Origin of the sequence: Candidatus Marimicrobium litorale, assembly GCF_026262645.1 — a bacterium.
GTDB lineage: Bacteria > Pseudomonadota > Gammaproteobacteria > Pseudomonadales > Halieaceae > Marimicrobium > Marimicrobium litorale.
This window is the reverse complement of sequence record NZ_SHNO01000001.1, coordinates 394,219-412,570: the sequence shown is the minus strand read 5'-3', so window position 1 is coordinate 412,570 and position 18,352 is coordinate 394,219. Positions and strand designations below refer to the sequence as shown.

Sequence of the window (18,352 nt, the reverse complement as noted above, 5' to 3'; positions counted from 1 at the left end):
CCGATTTATAGTTTGGCTTCGAGGGATAACAGAGTCCAGGTATTGTATCCATGATTGTGGAGATGGAACTCCACCTCGTCGCCCTCTGCCACGGTTACCGGAGAGGGCACCTCTACATCATAAATACCTCCCTTACTGGGGATATCCACTTGCCACTCGAACACCCGCTGCCCGGCGATTGAAACTGCCACATGGGCTTCTGCGGGCTCTGCATTATTCAACTGGCCGTGCCAAAGTACCAGGTGCAGCATGTCGCCCGAACTGACCGCCACTTGGGAAGTTTGTACCAGCGATAGATAATTACAGTAGCCCGTCTCCACCTCCAGGGCACCATCCTCTTCATACCACGCATTAGGGGGACAATTGACCTGGTCCGGCCGATGGCTCGCCAGCGAGTCATCTGTTGCAGACCGAGGCTGCCAAGCGTTTACGTCCACGAGTGACTCGCGCCGCTGACCCTGATTAGCGGCTAAATCTGTCACGTTGATTGTCACCCGACTCTCGACCCCCAGTGGTTCGTGGTTATCATCCCGCAAACTGACCCGAAAGGTATGCTCCCCGGGAGTAATGTCGCCGGGCAGCTGATAAAAAGTAGAGCTTTCCCATCGCGTAAGGTGATCGGCGCTGTCGTCTTCTGAATCCATATAGAGGTGGTAGTGGCCAGTGCGATGTCGCTTCGCGTGCTCGTCGGTGTCGCTATGGCCATGCAACACATGCCCGGCAGATGGCTCCTGCAATTGAAGTGCGTTAATCAAGAGCTCAATGGGCACGTAATCCCCGGGAGCGAATACCTGACCCGCAGTGGGCTGGCTAAACGCCACCGTTGGCGGAAAATCCTGATAACTCTCAAGGTCTGACGGCTTCGCCCGGGTCACGTAAAAGTAGTTCACGCACATTTCATCGTAGGTGCCCTCCCCGAACTCTACATAACGGGGCTCCAACTGCTTGCCGTCCACGAACTGCTGTTTCGGGGCAGAATTATCCCAGGTGCAGGTAAGCCGCAGCCTGTCCTCGGGGTACATAATGACCTCTTCCTCGAACACGTACTCATCCTGCCAGTCAAAATCCCAGTCGCGGATATCCACCAGCATCAACTCTGTACCATCCTCGCGCAGCAGTTCGATAGAAGTGGATTTACCGAGGACATGTTGATGCATGAACGCACTGTGTATCGCGAAGGGTTCATCCTCGGATACACCCACACTGCCTGCATCGGAGAAACCCATCAGGAAGCCAAAATGACCCGTATGCTGGTGTGTCACATGGGGGTCATCAGCCGGGATCGGCATACCGCCTGAGCCGTACCAGTCCACGTTCAGAAAAAACAGTGTCACTGCCTCCCTCTCAACAGACTCTACATAGTGGATGTTTATGCTGGACTGATCCGGTACGGGGTCGGTGTTGGAGGTGTTGTAGTGCATTTGCATAACGATTTTCGAGCCGGGATCAATGCGCACTCCTGTGCCTTCGGGCAAATAACCCGCCGTCATGCCCGGCGCCCAGACCGTTAATGTCCGTGGTGGCACCAGGTTACCCTCTGGTGACGGTGCGCCCCAGCAGGGAAAACCGGGCTTACCATCTGCACCATCCGCTTCAAGTATTGGCCCTAGTTTCTCAGGGTCTACCACGACGGCGATAACATGATGCACTTCCTCACGAGCGTCCGGCACCATGGCAACGGCGTCAACATAGACCGTTTCCTCGAGCGGCCAATCCATAACAAGGCAGCGATATTCATCCGGTATTTCTGTCGGTGTGTAGGGTTCGTTCAATGTTACCGTCAAGTTGTAATCAATAGTGGGAGGTTCATTTCGCTCGGTCACATAGTCGTTTGGGCTACCCTCGGGTGCCCCTCCCTCCAGCCATGACATCAACACAGCGCGCTCCTGCTCATCCAGAGCGCGGCTATTTTTTAACGGCATATAATGGGGTGTTGGCGGCCATGGCGGCATGGCGCGTACTTTAACCTGGTGCGCTATCGCAGCGCGAACGGCATAGACACTCTGATAATCATTAAGGCTGAAAGGCGCTATCTCGCCTGGCGTGTGGCAATTGGCACAGCGCTCGTCTATGATTTTCCGGACATGCCCATGGTAGGTGTAAGGTGTGCTAGTTCGCGGAGCCGTAATGTCGCCCTCGGGCGCACCATCGCCAAGCCAGCGCAGTAACAAATCGCGCTCCGCATCCGTGAGCGCCGCAAATCCCGGCGGCGGCATTGAGCCCGACTCGAGTGAATATGCCAGAGCTGAGCGTTTTGACGAAACTGCAGCGTATCCATCGAGAGAAAATGGTGCGACGCTATCTTTGCTGTGGCAGGTGACACAGCGGGAGTCAATAATAGGCCTCGCATCGGAGTGATAGCCAAGACTGTCACTCGCCCCCCCGGCATTCAGAGCCGCCGCAGAGACACTAACGTCTGACCCGGACCCCGAACCGCCACAGGCACTAACGAGGACAACCGCCGCCAGTGCGAAAAACTTGCATTTGATTACTGATGCGACTGGCATTGCCCACTCCGAAACGCAGTGTTTGTATCGTATTCTTCTGCACCCCCGTGAAAACCGAGAGGGTGCCCGCACCACCCCCTTTTCGTGAGGAAACGCGCAGCCATCATGAAACCATGACAAATGACGATATACAAGCAAACGAAATGGGCTGGATAGCCCGGGGGCAGGTGCATTGTCCCCCCAACTACCCCATACTCCCCGCCTCGCTTGTCAGTTAGGGTCTATTTATTTGTTTGCGACTGTCATTGTTCCCCAACCAGCCTCGGCACAGACTCTGGCAGCACCTCTGAGAGCCCTACAGAACCAGGAAATATACCAACGTATGAATACGCAAAATATGGATATAAAGAGTCTCAGTGATTATCTGCAGCGCACAATACCCAGCTTCACCGGTCCTCTAACAGCGGAAAAATTTGATGGGGGGCAATCCAACCCTACCTTCAAATTGTTCGACGCCAACGGGCAACCCTACGTACTGCGCCGCAAACCGCCCGGTGAACTGCTGAAATCCGCCCACGCGGTAGACAGGGAATTCCGCGTCATCAGCGCCCTGCGCGATACTGATGTGCCGGTGCCCAACACACATGTGCTGTGCGAGGACGATTCAGTCATCGGTTCGATGTTCTATGTCATGGAGTATAAGGAGGGGCGTATTCTCTGGGACCCACAACTGCCAGAGGCTTCCGACAACGCGGAACGCGCCGCGATCTACGATGCAATGAACAAAACTATGGCAGCACTGCACAATGTCGATATCGATGCGGTGGGCCTGTCAGACTATGGACGTCCCGGCAACTATTTTGAGCGCCAACTGAGTCGATGGGGCAAGCAATATCGTGCATCAGAAACCGAGCACATCGCTTCCATGGAGACGCTGATGACATGGCTCGAGCAAGAGATGCCCGAAGATGATGGTACCCTCAGTCTGGTTCACGGCGACTACCGACTGGACAACATGATGTTCCACCCTAGCCAACCTGAGGTTATTGCGCTGCTTGACTGGGAGCTGTCCACTCTCGGCCACCCGCTGGCCGATCTTGCCAATCAATGCATGGCCTGGATGCTGCCGAGCGAGGGGCGCATCAAGGGCCTTGCCGGCGTGGACCGCACATCACTGGGGATTCCCACCGATGAGGAATACATCGCGCGATATTGCGAGCGCACCGGCAGGGACGGAATCGAGAACTGGAATTTCTACCTCGTCTTTTCTCTATTCCGACTCGCGGCTATTATGCAGGGCATCGTCAAGAGAGCACAGATAGGCACTGCCTCCAGCGCGGACGCCCATTCAAATTCAGACGGCGTCAAAGGCCTGGCCGGTATCGCCGTAACATTAATCGACTAGATTCACGAGGCCCGTCTACCGATGGGCAATCCATTCAATAAACCGTTAAAGGATACACCGCCATGAGTGATGAAGTACTGGTAGACATAGCCGACGGCATCATGACCGTCACTCTCAACCGCCCCAAAGCCAAGAACGCAGCCAATCGGGCGCTGGCCGAGGGCGTCGCTGCTGCAATGGATGAACTGGATAGCAACGACGCTATCAGTGTAGCCATTATCACCGGCGCTGGCGGCACCTTTTGCGCCGGCATGGACCTGAAAGCTTTCGTCAGTGGCGAGATGCCCACGGTGGAGGGGCGCGGTTTCGCCGGTTTAACCGAGGCCACACCGCGCAAGCCTCTGATTGCAGCCGTGGAAGGCTATGCCCTCGCAGGTGGACTGGAGCTTGCTATCTCTTGTGACCTTATCGTTACTGCGGACAATGCCAAGTTCGGGATACCCGAAGTGAAACGCGGACTGGCGGCGGCAGCCGGTGGCCTGATGAAACTGCCCCGGCAGATTCCGCCCCGCCTCGCTATGGAAATGGCTCTCACTGGCGATTTCATTTCTGCCCAAAGGGCGGCCGAGATGGGACTGGTGAATGAAGTCGTACCCGCAGGTACCGCGCTCGAAGCTGCAAAGGCGCTGGCTGGCCGCATCGTCTCAAATGGCCCCTTGGCCGTCGCCGTCAGTAAACAGGTCATACTGGAATCCGGAGACTGGTCATCAGCGGAAATGTGGGCCAAGCAGCAGGAGCTGGTTATGCCGGTTTTCGGCAGCGAGGATGCTATCGAGGGCTCAGTTGCCTTCGCAGAAAAACGCGCGCCGAACTGGAAAGGCAAGTAAGCATATACTAAAGAGGAGTAGCACCATGTCAGAAGCCTGGATTATTGATCACTGCCGCACCCCGCGAGGCATCGGCAAAAAAGGTAAAGGCTCGTTAGCCGACCAGCACCCGCAGCACCTGGGCGCAACAGTCTTAAAAGCGATTGCCGAGCGCAATAAGCTGGATACCGCCGCTGTCGACGACGTCATCTTCGGAACCAGTTCGCAACGCGGCCGCCAGAGCGGCGACCTGGCTCGCATGTCCGCCCTGGAAGCAGGCTATGACATTCGCTCCAGCGGCATGACACTGGATCGCTTCTGCGGCTCGGGTATCACTTCAGTCAACCTCGCCGCAATGAGCATCATGTCCGGCACAGAAGATCTCGTGATCGGCGGCGGCGCAGAGATGATGTCTATTTACGGCGAGGAAGGCGCGGCTATGAGCCCCTTCATGGACAACGGCAATCTCGCTCTACGTGACATGCATCCACAGCCTCACCAGGGCGTATGCGCCGATGCTATCGCCACACTTGAGGGAATCGATCGTGTCGCTCTGGATGCGCTGGCATTGGTATCTCAGAACAATGCCAAGAATGCCATAGACAACGGGCATTTTGACAAGAGCCTTGTACCGGTCTATTCCACAGATGGCACGCTTGCGCTTGATAAGGAAGAATTCCCAAGGCCGCAGACCACTGCCGAGGGACTGGCGGGGCTACAGCCCTCTTTTGCCGCCATAGCTGACTATCCACTGGATGATTCAGGCGTTACCTATCGCGCCATGGTGCATCAAAAATACCCTGATCTTGAGATCACTCACGTACATCATGCAGGCAACTCATCCGGCGTGGTTGATGGCGCGGGCGCTGTTCTGCTCGCCTCGCCAGACTACGCAAAAGCACACGGCATGAAGCCGCGAGCGCGTATCAAAGCGATGTGCAACATGGGCGACTGCCCTACTTTAATGCTCAATGCACCGGTGCCCGCCGCGCACAAAGTACTAAAAAAGGCCGGCATGTCGCTAAGCGACATCGATCTTTTTGAAATCAACGAAGCATTCGCCGTAGTCGCAGAAAAGTTTATCCGCGACCTTGACCTACCCCGTGACAGGGTCAACGTCAACGGCGGCGCCATGGCCCTCGGCCATCCGATCGGCGCGACGGGCTCACTGCTCATCGGCACCCTGTTGGATGAACTGGAGCGGCGTGACCAACAGTTTGGTCTTGTGACGATGTGTGCCGCCGGAGGAATGGCGCCCGCCATCATTATTGAGCGTATCTAGCAATCAGCCCGGCGATTGGTCGCTGATCAATCGCCGCTGCCAGACTTCACTGGACACACGAGCGAGCACTCACCCTGCCGCGGCTACAGCGCACTTTCCACACGTACAGTGCGCTTGTTGCTCTCATCACATCGACCGCAGCAAGCGACTCATACATAACCTGCGTATCACCCGCGCAGCACCAGATAGAGACCTACCCATGTCTGAATTCAGCGAGAAATCCCGACAATATCAAGCTCAACTCAGCGTGTTTATGGACGAGCATATTTATCCCCGCGAGAGAGAATACGCGCAGCAATTACACAGTGCGGAAAACCGCTTTTCGCCCTTGCCCATTATGGATGAGCTAAAAGAAAAGGCGAAGACTGCCGGCTTATGGAACCTGTATATTCCCCCATCATTAGCACAATTCAGCGATCACGGCGGCCTGAGCAACCTTGATTATGCACCTCTAGCCGAGATCATGGGCCGCGTGCTGTGGTCCCCTGAAGTCTTCAACTGCAATGCGCCGGACACGGGCAACATGGAAGTGTTTATGAAGTACGCAACCGAAGCGCAACAGGACAGGTGGTTAAGGCCGTTACTGAATGGCGATATCCGTTCCTCATATGCCATGACAGAGCCGCAGGTTGCCTCTTCCGACGCGACCAACATCGAACTGAGTATCACGCAAGAAGAAGATGAGTGGGTACTCAACGGGCGCAAGTGGTTTATTACAGGCGCTCTCTATGAACGCTGTAAAATATTTATTGTCATGGGCAAGTCTGATCCAGAAAATCCGAGCCGACACAAGCAACAAACCCAGGTACTGGTGCCGAAGGAGACACCCGGTCTCAGCATCATTCGTCCACTCACCACACTGGGCTACGATGACGCCCCGCTTGGACATGCGGAGCTTGTATTCGAAAACGTGCGCGTTCCACTCGAAAATGTCCTACTGGGCGAGGGGCGTGGCTTCGAGATCGCACAAGGGCGACTCGGTCCGGGTCGCATTCACCACTGCATGCGCCTTATCGGATCGGCACAACGCTCCCTTGAGATGACCTGCAAAAGAGTTGAGGAGCGCACCACCTTTGGCCGCACGTTGAGCCAGCATCAATCCGTACGAGAGGATATTGCCAAGAGCTTCTCGGAGATCGAGATGATGCGCCTGCTGGTGCTTAAGACCTGCCAGAAAATGGACGAAGTCGGAGCAAAGGAAGCCATGGACCTGATTGCCGCCAGCAAGGTCAGCGTTCCGCTGATGGCACAAACGGTTATCGATCGCTGTATGCAAATGCACGGCGCCGGCGGATTGACCGAGGACTACCCGATGGCCGAGGCGTTCAACTATGCGCGCTGGTGTCGTCAGGCCGATGGGCCGGATCAGGTGCACCAGATGGCGCTAGGCAAGGCCGTTATCAAACGTTACGCGGGTCAATAGCCCGCCTCCTACCAAATTTTTTCAAGATAGCGCTGTAGCGTATTGGCAACAATACGGTGCCCCTCATTGTTCCAGTGTGCGGTGTCTGCAGCCTTGATAGTCACACCCTTCTTCTCTGCCATGTCCAGACCCCGCCCATTGCCATTGATGAAGCGGATACCGTTTTTCTCTGCTACCTCAATGAATGCTGGATGGTAGGGTCTGCCCCAGTGAGATGAAAAAGCAAACACGTCTGTTCCTTCAGGCACGCGCGCCATCACCTTTGCCAACACCTGATCGATCACCTCCAGCGATTCACGAAACAGAGGATTATTCATACCCTCCTCCCGCACGACCCGCTCTATCGATGTGTGTCGATTTGCAGTAAGGCGATCGATTTTTCGGATAACGGTATAAAGCAGTTTTGAGTAGCTGGCAGCGAACTGACGCAAGCGCGGAACACTGGCGGCCGTAGTATAAACCACTTCACCATCGACCAAATAAGGACGACGCAAGCCCATGCGATTGAAATTGCTGCGCCTCTCCAGATCAGGATGGTTGTTGATTATGTCATTAGGACAAAACTGAATGATGACGGCATCAGGCTTTATCTCATCTACATACTTGTCGAGCACCATGTACTCTTGCAAACTGCCATAACCGTCCACGCCATAAGCAAAAACCTCGATATCCATCGCTTCACCCAGAAGCGCGTAGTAGGTCTTGTCGTCAGAAACCTGCATAGCCTGCGTGAAGGAATCGCCAAGAAACAGAACTTTTTTACGCTCGTCTGCCTCCGGGTTGCCGTAACTCCTGAACCCCTGAGAGTCAGTAGACAACTCCACAGGGTATAGCTCTCCGCTGGCGTCCCGTAATTTACCAGAGAACCTGTAATTTGATGAGGGCCGCCAACCCAGTTCGTCGTCCAGAGTGAGGCTGCTAAAAAGCTTTTCGCTTTGGCTCTGCTCGTCGTAGGCAAAGTATGCGCGCGCAACAAGCTCTCCCAAAATAAACAGGAAAAATAGCGCAATGATGATTGACAGCACCCCTAGCAGGAAATTTTTCATAGCAGATCCATGCGGCTTGATTCTCTATAGTAACAAAAATTAATGGGGAGCCAGAATTTCGGTCCCAGCGATGAGTGAACCCCCAGGAAAACAACTTTTTTTGCGCGATTGATGCGCCTTGGTTATCATCTGCGCATGGACTTGATCACCTACGCTCTGCCGATATTTGCCCTTCTCATACTGACCGAGGCGATCTTCAGCGCGTGGCGTGGCCAACAGGTTTATGTGGGGAGGGACTTCGCCGCGTCGATGTCGCAGCTATCTATGAACATTGTGGTCAAGTTGGGCGCCCAGGGGGCGATTGTCGGGCTGTATTTTTTCCTCTATCAGTTCAGGCTATTCGAACTGGACAACGGGCCGCTGCAGTGGATTTTTACGCTCATCGTTCTGGACTTTTGCTTTTACTGGTATCACCGCTGCTCACACCGGGTGCGGTTCCTATGGTGCGCACACGTGGTTCATCATTCCAGCGAACAGATGAACTATGGCACCGCTCTGCGTCAATCACCGACCGGGCCGTTGACCATTGTTCTGTTTTACTGGCCACTGCCTCTGCTGGGCTTTCATCCACTTGTGATCGCAAGCGCCGGGGCTGTCGCAACCATCTATGGTTTCTGGACGCATACAGAAACCATACGTAAACTGCCCGCGCCGCTGGAGTGGTTTTTCACTACCCCTTCTCATCACCGCGCTCATCATGGCTCCAACCCGGAGTATATCGATAAAAACTATGCCAATCTCCTGATCATCTGGGATCGCCTGTTTGGGACCTTTGAGCCGGAGGTTGCCCCGGTGCGCTACGGCCTCATTAACAATATCGGCACCTATAACCCGATTCGAATCGCGTTCACGGAGTGGCTCAGTCTGCTAAAAGATACCGTCAGGACGCGGTCGCTGATAAGAGTAAAACAGCTATGGACCAACCCCCCCGGCTGGAAGCCAGGGTTGGATGATCACTATTCAATCTCTACGACCGCTGCTGCAGGGCGCGCTGAGACAACCGCAGACGTCGAGTTAGCGAGACGCTAGGCGATACACATCGTCTGTCAGGCCGCTTTTTTCGACCCACCGCTACCAGGTTTTCTCTTGGCCGCCTTACGCGTGGCAGAGCCTTTTTTGACCGTTGCAGTTTTCTTGCGAGCACGGGGCTTGCCCTTATCTGACTTACCCATTCCATCGGCACGTATTGGCGGCGGACGTCGCCGGGATGTGCGCGGACGATGATACTCTGCGGAGTCGGGACGCAGATCACCATGCTCGAAGCGATGCAGAATCTCTTCCATTGTGCGACTGATCAGCGTACAGCTGCGAATGGCTTCAACCACCGGATACGCTGAACGCTGACCCCCTTCCATCAGGTCGAGCAGGTCCTTCTCGGAGAGGTGCGACAACAACTTGGCAGGGTTGTACCAGTTAAAGCTGGGCACAATATTAATGTCGCCACTGTACTCTTGATCAACCAGGGCATGCACACTGTTCATCAGCAGGTTGAATCGTGGCCAGCTCTCCCCCCGCTTCTGCACCATACCACGGTAAAAATTGAGTATTTCACGACCTACACCGACGCCAAGGCCACCCAGAGCAGAAACCATGGCATTGCGGTCCCCGTCGTTCTTCAGGAACGGTATGGCGATAGGGTTTACCATGCTGACTATAAAATGATTGGTGCTGTAAAGGCGCTGCAAACGCTTGGCAGGCAGGTCATCGGCAATGGAGCCATCCACCCAACGCCTGGTGGGCAGGTAGGGTTGCGCCTCGTCATGCTGATTTTTCGCCATGAGAGTTACAGGTGGAAAGACTCCGGGCACAGCACAAGATGCCATCACAGCAGAGCGAATAAATACGTTGGGCGAGGTAATGGCGTTGAGCAAACGAGAACGCTGGTGCACCTCCGCCGGCGCGATTGAGATACTGATCTGCCGCCCTGTCTTTTCGTAAGCCTCCTGGAAGGTGAGGTCGGGGATCATTCTAGCGATGAGCTCCTCCAGGTCCCTCACATCAATTTGCGGATTAGCCCCGAAAAACATGCGCAAAAACGTGCCGGCTTCGCTGCGGGCTTCGGTCAGTATATTGGCCGGATCATAAAACTTCTCCAACTCAGGGTCCGTGTGAGTACCCAGTGCGCCAGCGACAATAGAACCGGCACTGGAGCCGGATATAACCCTTGGCAAAAGGCCCTCGTCCAGTAGGGTCTTGACGACCCCAAGGTGGTAAAAACCCAGCACTCCGCCGCCGCTCAGCATCAGCGCAGAACGTCCGAAACAAATATTGGCGCGATAGAAGAAATCAAGCTTTTCCTGTTCACTGATTTCCTCGCTGTCCAGCTCCGCGATAAAGCGCAGCGAATCCTCTACCTCGGCAATATATTGTTCGATGAGGTATTTGGTGCCGAATTTCGCTCGCGTATACAACGAATGGCGCCCCATCCCTCCCATATTGCCGTGAATCCCCTCGTTGAGGGTAAACATGAGCCCTTGATAATCATGTCGCGAGCGAAGACTGCGGAGCTTGTCCAGCCGCAAGCGGATCTGTGCATAATCGTACTGACTTGTCTGGTCCACCTGGCGCCAGCGCGCCTGCCCGGAAAGCTCATCGTGCTCGCGGGCAGCGCTACTCCACTGCTCGTAGGTGGATGCCCTGTCCATCTGCTCTTCGGTACGTTTGAGTTTGCGTGCGTTTCTCAAAAGACTGCGCTCCTATCTGGCCGGATAGCCCCTGCTATCGCCCCTAGCATAAGCCAATTACCGCAGCCCGACCAGCATCACGGAGAGCGCCGAGCAACGGCAATTATCGGCTGGGCCGCTTGCCGCAAACTTGGGAGATACCGCCCAGTTCCGGCACAATTTGAACGATGGTAGTGCGCCAGCCTTGCAAAGCACTTAGAATGCCCGCTAATCCTTCACCTATTTTGATCCAGATAAATGAGAGGAGCCAGGCTTTGCGTGCGTACGTGTTTGTCATCCTGCTGTTACTCCTGATTTTCGGCGGCATTTCGGGCTACCTGTATGACAAGTATTCCACGCTGGCCGCCACAGATTTCACGCCGCCCCCGATTACGATTGCCGCAGCTACCGCGAGAGCGGCCATTTGGCCGTCAGAGCTCGAGGCGGTAGGGACTCTGCGCGCCACCCGGGGTGCGCAACTGAGCGCCGAGTCCAGCGGCGAGGTAATGAGTATCAGCGTGAAATCTGGAGAGCAGGTCAAGGACGGGCAGCACATCCTCTCACTCAATGACAACCGGGAGCGGGCCCACCGCAAGCGGCAGGAAGCCAACCTGAAACTTGCGCGCCAACTTTACGAGCGTGACTCCAGCCTGATCAAGAAAAAGTCTATTCCACAAACTCAGTACGACCGCTCCGTCGCGCAGCTCAATAGCGCGATAGCACAGCTAGCTGAAACCGATGCACAACTCGACCACAAGCGGATTATTGCGCCCTTTGACGGCACCACGGGCATTATCAAGATTAAGGTTGGTGACTATATTGAGTCAGGTACGCCTATCACCAATCTTCAGGACCTCAGCGAACTGGAAGTCGATTTTTCAGTACCAGACCGGTATGTTCCTAGCCTGCGGGCGGGACTGAAAATCCAACTCACCGTGTCGGCTTTTCCTGAAAAAACGTTTAACGCTACATTGAGTGCGTTAGACGCCAGCGTCGATAGCAGTACTCGCAACCTGCTACTGCGCGCCATCATCGACGAGAGCGACGGCCTGCTGCCGGGCATGTTCGCCCATCTCGTGATAGATCTGGATCAACCAACCAGAGTGGTGACAGTGCCTGAAACTGCTGTGAGCTATTCTTTGCACGGCAATACTGTTTATGTACTGACACAGAGCAAAGGCCAGACAACCGCCAACCCGCGGGTAGTACAAACAGGCGCCACGCGAGACGGCCAGATAGCCATTCTCGACGGATTACTCAGCAGCGAATGGATCGTTACGGCAGGGCAGAATAAACTCTACAGGGGAGCGCGCGTCACCATCGATGACGATGTGAAACTGTAATGCGATTCACTGATCATTTTATCCAGCGCCCGGTCCTCGCCATTGTCGTCAGCAGTCTGTTGTTGTTGCTTGGCGGCACCTCGCTTTCCAGGGTGAATCTGCGAGAGTTCCCCGAGCTGGAACGCAGTGTTATCTCTATCGAGACCGTCTACCCCGGCGCCAGCGCCCGCACTGTGCAGGGCTTTGTCACGACTCCGCTGCAAATCAGCGTAGCCGGCGCCAGGGGCGTCGAATATATGTCATCTGAGAGTAACCCGGGCTATTCGGAGATACAGGTGCATGTGCGCTTGGGAGAAAACAGCAGTCATGTCCTATCGGAGGTGATTGCCAAGGTCAACGAGGCTCGGGGCAACCTGCCCAGGGATATCGAGGAACCTGTCGTGACCACAGCCTCCGGCGGTGATGCCATGATGTACCTCGCGTTTTACAGCGGACAAATGACCCCCTACCAGATCACCGACTACCTGGTACGTAATGTCCAGCCCGAATTAGCCACTCTGGAAGGCGTAGGCAAGGCGAGAATTTTCGGACGATTCCTCGCCATGCGTATCTGGCTTGACCCGATCCGGATGGCCGCCTTTGGCGTCACTGCGAACGATGTGAGCAACGCCATTCGCAGAGACAATTATGTTTCCACCTCTGGCGCAACGGAAGGCAACCTTGTGCGGGCCACTGTTGATGCACGCACGGACATGAAGACCGCGGCCGAGTTCGAGGATATGGTAGTACGTCAGGTGGGCGAGGACCGCGTCCGCCTGGGGGACGTGGCAGACGTCGAACTTTCCGCCGAGACCACCCAACTGCGCACCGAGTCCAGCGGCCGCGACGCCGTGTTCATGTCAATATCTCCAACACCCGATGCCAACCCGCTGGATGTGTCCAGGGAAGTTCACGACGCACTGCCACGAATCCGTGAAAACCTCCCTGCGGACATGGCGTTATTTCTCGACTGGGACGGCAGCCTGGTAATCGACGAAGCACTCAAGGAAGTGCTTCAAACCCTGCTGGAAGCCAGCATCATCGTCATACTGGTCATCTACCTTTTCCTCGGCTCTTTCCGAGTGGTACTGATCCCTCTCGTCGCTATCCCGCTGTCCCTGATTGGCGTCGTTTTTCTAATCCTTGCGATGGGCTTTTCACTCAACTTGCTGACACTGCTGGCCATGGTCATTGCTATCGGCCTGGTAGTGGATGATGCCATCGTGGTGGTCGAAAACGTCCATCGACACATCGAATCCGGCGAGAAACCCCGCGATGCCGCGCTGATTGGTGCCCGAGAGGTGGCTTTGCCCGTGATGGCCATGACATTGACGCTGGCGGCGGTATACGCTCCCATCGCTTTCATCGGCGGACTCACCGGCGCGCTGTTCAGCGAATTCGCCTTATCTCTGGCTGGTGCGGTACTGGTTTCCGGTGTGGTCGCTCTTACACTGAGCCCAATGATGTGCTCCCGGGTGCTCAAGGATCGTGATCATCAGGGGCGACTGGCGGACTGGCTCGATGCCCGTTTCGAGTGGCTCAACGGGCGCTACCGAACACTGCTGCATCACTCTCTGAACAACCGTGGCGCGGTAATACTGTTCGCGGCGGTCATCCTCGCCAGCCTGCCCCTGCTGTTTACGCTGTCACAGCAAGAACTGGCACCTGAAGAGGATACTGGAGGCATCTATGTGACGGGCTCAGCTCCGCGCTACGCCAATATAGAGTATATCGACTACTTCCTCGCCGAGGTCGTCGAAATCTGGAAGGGTATTCCCGAGTTCAGTCATTCTTGGCAGGTTATGTTTCCCAGCAACAATTTTGGCGGTATCACGCTGCACCCATGGTCAGAACGGGAGCGCAGCCAGCAGGAAGTGCAAGCCGAATTCCAGAAGAAAATCAGCAAAATCGCCGGCATGAATATGTTTTCCTTCGGCACGCCTCCTCTACCCGGTTTCGACGCGGGCCTGCCTGTCAGTTTCGTGGTCGCATCGACTGGAGACTATCGCCAGGTCAGACGGGTGGGAGAGGAACTGGTTCGCGCAGCGACGGAGTCAGGCCTGTTCATCTTTGTTAATCAGACACTGGATTTCGACCGACCGGAGGTGAAGGTCAATATCGACCGTGAGTTGGCGGCACGGCTGGGTATCTCCATGCAGGATATTGGCACTACCCTGTCGGTCATGCTCGGCGAAGCAGAGATCAATAGATTCAATCTTAACGGCCGCTCCTACAAGGTAATCCCACAAGCAGGCCGCGGGTTCAGGCTGACCAAGCGGGAGCTGGAAAAGTACTACGTGCGCACCGCCAGCGATGACCTCGTTCCGCTTTCCGCCTTCATCACGCTGGAATCGATAGTCGAGCCAAACCAGCTAACCCAGTACCAGCAGCTGAACAGCACGACTATTCAGGGCATGATGATGCCCCCCAACAGCCTGGGTACAGGGCTGGCATTCCTGGAGGACAAAATGGCGGAAATTGCGCCCCGGGGGTTTCGCGTAGGCTACACCGGCGCGTCCCACCGCTTCATGCAGGAGACGGCCTCCTTCCCGATTCTGTTTGCCCTTTCACTGGTGCTGATATTCCTCGTGCTGGCTGCCCAGTTCAACAGCTTCCGCGACCCCTTCGTCGTGCTGCTGAGTGTACCCCTATCTATCTTTGGCGCCGCAGTCCCGATCGCATTGGGCTTCGCAACACTCAATATCTACACCCAGATCGGCCTGCTGACTTTGATCGGCTTGATCAGCAAGCACGGTATTTTGATCGTGGAGTTTGCCAATCAACTTACCTCGAAGGGATTATCTCGGCGCAACGCCATTCTCGAAGCGGCGTCATTGCGATTACGGCCTATTCTGATGACCACATTTGCCACGGTGATGGGGGTATGGCCGCTGGTCATCGCCTCCGGTCCCGGCGCCAACAGCCGCTTCAGTATTGGCCTGATGATTACCGCCGGCATGATGGTGGGAACCTTGTTTACGCTTTTTGTCATACCGGTTTTTTACCTGCCACTCACTCGCAAGGGCAAGGCCGCCTCAGCGACGAAGGAGAATGAAATACCCCTGCCGAAGCCCCAGACCTTGTGACGCTTTCTCCAAGAGAACTGTGCCTGACCTGAAATCTGCGCTATCTTTCATAGCCGCACTAAAAAGAGATACGCCACCGTGACCGCTTTACATCGCAAAATGATTTTCCGCACTCGCCAGGCCCTCATGGGTACTTTCATGGCAAAGCCACAGCCCAAGGCAATGATCTTCCTCGGCCCGGGCTCATCCACACAACTGGCACAGGCCATAGGGCGTTTTGGCCTGCGCAATACGTTGGTCGTGACCGACAAGCCGCTGCGGGAGCTCGGCGTCCTTGATACGACCCTCGCCGCGTTGGCGTCGGCCGGCGTTAGCACAACCGTCTACGACGGGGTTGTCCCCGACCCGACGCAAAAGATTGTAGACGAGGGTATCGCTCAATACCGGCAAAGTGGTTGCGACGCGGTACTGGCTTTCGGAGGGGGCTCCTCCATCGACGCGGCAAAGGTCATTGCACTGGCCGTAGCCAACGGGTGCGTAGCAGCAGATTGTATCGGTGCAAAAAAATGCAAGCTCCCCGCCGCTCCACTGTTTGCTATCCCGACGACCGCTGGCACCGGGTCAGAGGGCACCTTCATTGCCGTAATATCCAATAATGAAACTCATGCCAAAGATGGCGTGATCGATCCAAGCCTAATTCCTCGGGCCGCCGCCCTGGACCCCGAGCTGATGTGCGGCTTACCGCCTCACATTACTGCGGCCACTGGCATGGACGCCCTCACCCACGCCATCGAATCCTACGTGGCGCGCTGGGGGAACGATGACACGGATTATTATGGACTCGCGTCCTGTCGGCTGGTATTCGATAACCTTGCCGAAGCCTGCCATAACGGTGAAAATCTCGAGGCGCGAGAGGCTATGGCGTTGGCGTCCTATTACGGCGGTCTGGCAATTTCCCATGCTTTAGTGGGCTACGTACACGCCATTTCGCATAACCTTGGCGCGAAATACGGCGTGCCGCATGGCCTGGGTAACGCAATGGTCTTGCCCCACGTTATGGAATTGATCCAACCACAGGCACAGGAGAAGTTCGCGGACATTGCGCGGCACTGTGGCATGGGCTCACCCGGCGACTCATCAGCGACACTGGCGCAGACACTGGTGGACAGGGTATGGGCACTGAACGAAGAAATCAGCATCCCCCGGACGACCGACGTTATCCAGGCCGGCGACATCGACGGATTGGTTCAGGCCGCAATTTCAGAGGGAGGCAATTACGCATCGCCGCGCTTCATCAGTGAGCAGGAGTGTCGTAATATTTTAATGGCAATCAGCGCCTGAGGCAGGTGGCCGCTAGGGCTTGTCATCGCTGCGCGCCGCACCGCGATAGTGTTCCACTAAATGACGCTTGTACAGCTTACCGTTATCCATGCGCGGCAACTTTTCATTAAAATCGAGTGAGCGTGGCATCTTGATGTGGGATATGCGCTCGCGCAACCACTCGAGAATCTCAATGGCGGTTTCATCCGTAGCGTCTGCCCAGTTAAGGGGCTCAACTACTGCCTTCACCTCTTCTCCATACTCCTCATTGGGCACGCCAAATACGGCGACATCAGCCACCTTGTCGTGCGCGGCCAATACGTTTTCTATCTCCTGTGGATAAATATTGACGCCGCCGCTGATAATGGTGAAGTTCTTGCGGTCGGTCAGATAAAGATACCCCTCTTCATCCACGTAGCCCACATCACCGGTGGTTGCCCAGCCGGCCTCGTTGTAAGCCTCAGCCGTTTTATTGGGTTCATTATGGTAGTGAAAGCGCGCCTGATCGCCACCGAAATAGACGGTGCCATTTTCTCCCGGCGGCATTTCCCTGCCGTCATCATCGACAATGTGAAGATCCCCGACTATCGCCACGCCAACAGAACCTTTGTGTTGCAACCAGGTAGCTGAATCAATCAGGGTGAAACCGATACCCTCACTGGAGGCATAGTATTCAAAGATAATCTCGCCCCACCAATCAATCATTTTCTCCTTAACATCGACTGGGCATGGGGCGGCCGCGTGAATCGCAACCTGCATGGAGCTCATATCGTAAGCTTCGCGCACTTCTTTGGGCAGCTTCAGCATCCGGGTGAACATAATAGGCACCCACTGGCTGTGGGTTACCCTGTGCTCCTCGATCAACTTTAATGCAAGCTGTGCGTCATACTTTTCCATGATGATGGATGTGCCGCCGTTATAGAGCGCCATCATGTTGTAATGCAGGGGTGCCGCATGGTAGAGAGGCGCCGGAGAAAGGTAGACCGTTTCCTCGCCGAAGCCAAACAAAACGCCAATGCTGGGCACTAACATCGGCGGTGTATTGACATCCTGATCATATTCCGCCACGAAAATACCCTTGGGCTTGCCCGTCGTGCCAGAGGAATACAACATCGCCGCACCATTGCACTCGTCTGCAATACGCTCCACCGGCTGCCGGTCTGTCGCCTCCTCCCAGGACTCAAACCCTGGTCGAATACCCCCAACCATGTAGAAGTGCTCGACGCTCCCGGGCTCGACAATCAACTCCTCCGCCACCTCCGCCAGGGCATGAGAACCAATAAACATGGTGGCGCCACAGTTCTCAAGTATGTAGGCAGTCTCGTCTTTTTTCAGATGGGTGCTGATAGGGGTGTAAATAATACCCGCACGCTGCGCCGCCCAGATGATTTCAAGAAACTGGCGGTTGTTTTCAAGCATCATGCCCACATGATCCCCGGGCTTCAGACCGAGTGAGCGAAATAACTGTGCCGCCTGATTAGAGCGATCATCCAACTGCCGATAGGTAACCATCTCGCCCGAGGCGCCCATGATGAAAGCCGGTTTGTGAGGATAAGTCTCAGCGGTGATACTCGGGTGTGGCATAGATGATGTCCTGTTATGGTCTTGACTG

12 protein-coding genes are annotated in these 18,352 nt (G+C 55.5%); 8 read left to right on the top strand and 4 right to left on the bottom strand.

The features are described from left to right. Positions 1 to 5 precede the first annotated feature (5 nt). Entirely contained in the window at positions 6 to 2,507 is a 2,502-nt protein-coding gene (locus EYC82_RS01885; RefSeq protein WP_279247860.1) for a monooxygenase, read from the bottom strand. Positions 2,508 to 2,829: 322 nt separating this feature from the next. Between EYC82_RS01885 and EYC82_RS01880 the strand changes: the two genes are divergently transcribed. From EYC82_RS01880 to EYC82_RS01865, 4 genes are all read left to right on the top strand, one after another. Beyond that, positions 2,830 to 3,852 carry a phosphotransferase family protein gene (locus EYC82_RS01880; RefSeq protein ID WP_279247859.1) on the top strand — a complete coding sequence of 341 codons (1,023 nt, stop codon included), beginning with the start codon at positions 2,830 to 2,832 and terminating at the stop codon, positions 3,850 to 3,852. Positions 3,853 to 3,914: 62 nt separating this feature from the next. Then, positions 3,915 to 4,679, top strand: a complete 765-nt coding sequence (locus EYC82_RS01875; protein ID WP_279247858.1) for a crotonase/enoyl-CoA hydratase family protein — start codon at positions 3,915 to 3,917, stop codon at positions 4,677 to 4,679. 25 nt (positions 4,680 to 4,704) lie between these two features. Beyond that, positions 4,705 to 5,940 carry an acetyl-CoA C-acetyltransferase gene (locus tag EYC82_RS01870; protein WP_279247857.1) on the top strand — a complete coding sequence of 412 codons (1,236 nt, stop codon included), beginning with the start codon at positions 4,705 to 4,707 and terminating at the stop codon, positions 5,938 to 5,940. 199 nt (positions 5,941 to 6,139) lie between these two features. Next, complete coding sequence (locus tag EYC82_RS01865) at positions 6,140 to 7,363, top strand: acyl-CoA dehydrogenase family protein (RefSeq protein WP_279247856.1); 1,224 nt, start codon at positions 6,140 to 6,142, stop codon at positions 7,361 to 7,363. Between the two features lie 8 nt (positions 7,364 to 7,371). On the opposite strand, the gene EYC82_RS01860 is transcribed toward EYC82_RS01865, so the two are convergent. Continuing rightward, the gene (locus EYC82_RS01860; protein WP_279247855.1) at positions 7,372 to 8,409 is read right to left on the bottom strand and encodes an SGNH/GDSL hydrolase family protein; all 1,038 of its coding nucleotides are present in this window, start codon (positions 8,407 to 8,409) and stop codon (positions 7,372 to 7,374) included. 111 nt (positions 8,410 to 8,520) lie between these two features. Here EYC82_RS01860 and EYC82_RS01855 point away from each other — a divergent pair, with 111 nt between their 5' ends. Next, on the top strand, positions 8,521 to 9,438 hold the full coding sequence (locus EYC82_RS01855) for a sterol desaturase family protein (protein ID WP_279247854.1): 918 nt from the start codon (positions 8,521 to 8,523) through the stop codon (positions 9,436 to 9,438). Between the two features lie 17 nt (positions 9,439 to 9,455). Here the strand turns inward: EYC82_RS01855 and EYC82_RS01850 are convergent, their stop codons facing one another. After that, positions 9,456 to 11,093, bottom strand: a complete 1,638-nt coding sequence (locus EYC82_RS01850; RefSeq protein WP_279247853.1) for a DUF3336 domain-containing protein — start codon at positions 11,091 to 11,093, stop codon at positions 9,456 to 9,458. Positions 11,094 to 11,347: 254 nt separating this feature from the next. Here EYC82_RS01850 and EYC82_RS01845 point away from each other — a divergent pair, with 254 nt between their 5' ends. The 3 genes from EYC82_RS01845 (at position 11,348) to EYC82_RS01835 (ending at position 16,761) form a co-directional block, all read left to right on the top strand. Next, positions 11,348 to 12,415 (top strand): efflux RND transporter periplasmic adaptor subunit, encoded by a 1,068-nt coding sequence (locus EYC82_RS01845; protein WP_279247852.1) that lies wholly within the window; start codon positions 11,348 to 11,350, stop codon positions 12,413 to 12,415. Beyond that, complete coding sequence (locus EYC82_RS01840) at positions 12,415 to 15,480, top strand: efflux RND transporter permease subunit (RefSeq protein WP_279247851.1); 3,066 nt, start codon at positions 12,415 to 12,417, stop codon at positions 15,478 to 15,480. The genes EYC82_RS01845 and EYC82_RS01840 overlap by 1 nt, the downstream gene beginning before the upstream one ends. 78 nt (positions 15,481 to 15,558) lie before the next feature. Next, positions 15,559 to 16,761: an iron-containing alcohol dehydrogenase gene (locus EYC82_RS01835; RefSeq protein WP_279247850.1), complete on the top strand. Its 1,203-nt coding sequence runs from the start codon at positions 15,559 to 15,561 to the stop codon at positions 16,759 to 16,761. A 12-nt stretch (positions 16,762 to 16,773) separates the two neighbouring features. Here EYC82_RS01835 and EYC82_RS01830 read toward each other — a convergent pair whose 3' ends face one another. Then, on the bottom strand, positions 16,774 to 18,324 hold the full coding sequence (locus tag EYC82_RS01830; protein WP_279247849.1) for an acyl-CoA synthetase: 1,551 nt from the start codon (positions 18,322 to 18,324) through the stop codon (positions 16,774 to 16,776). Between the last annotated feature and the right edge of the window lie 28 nt (positions 18,325 to 18,352).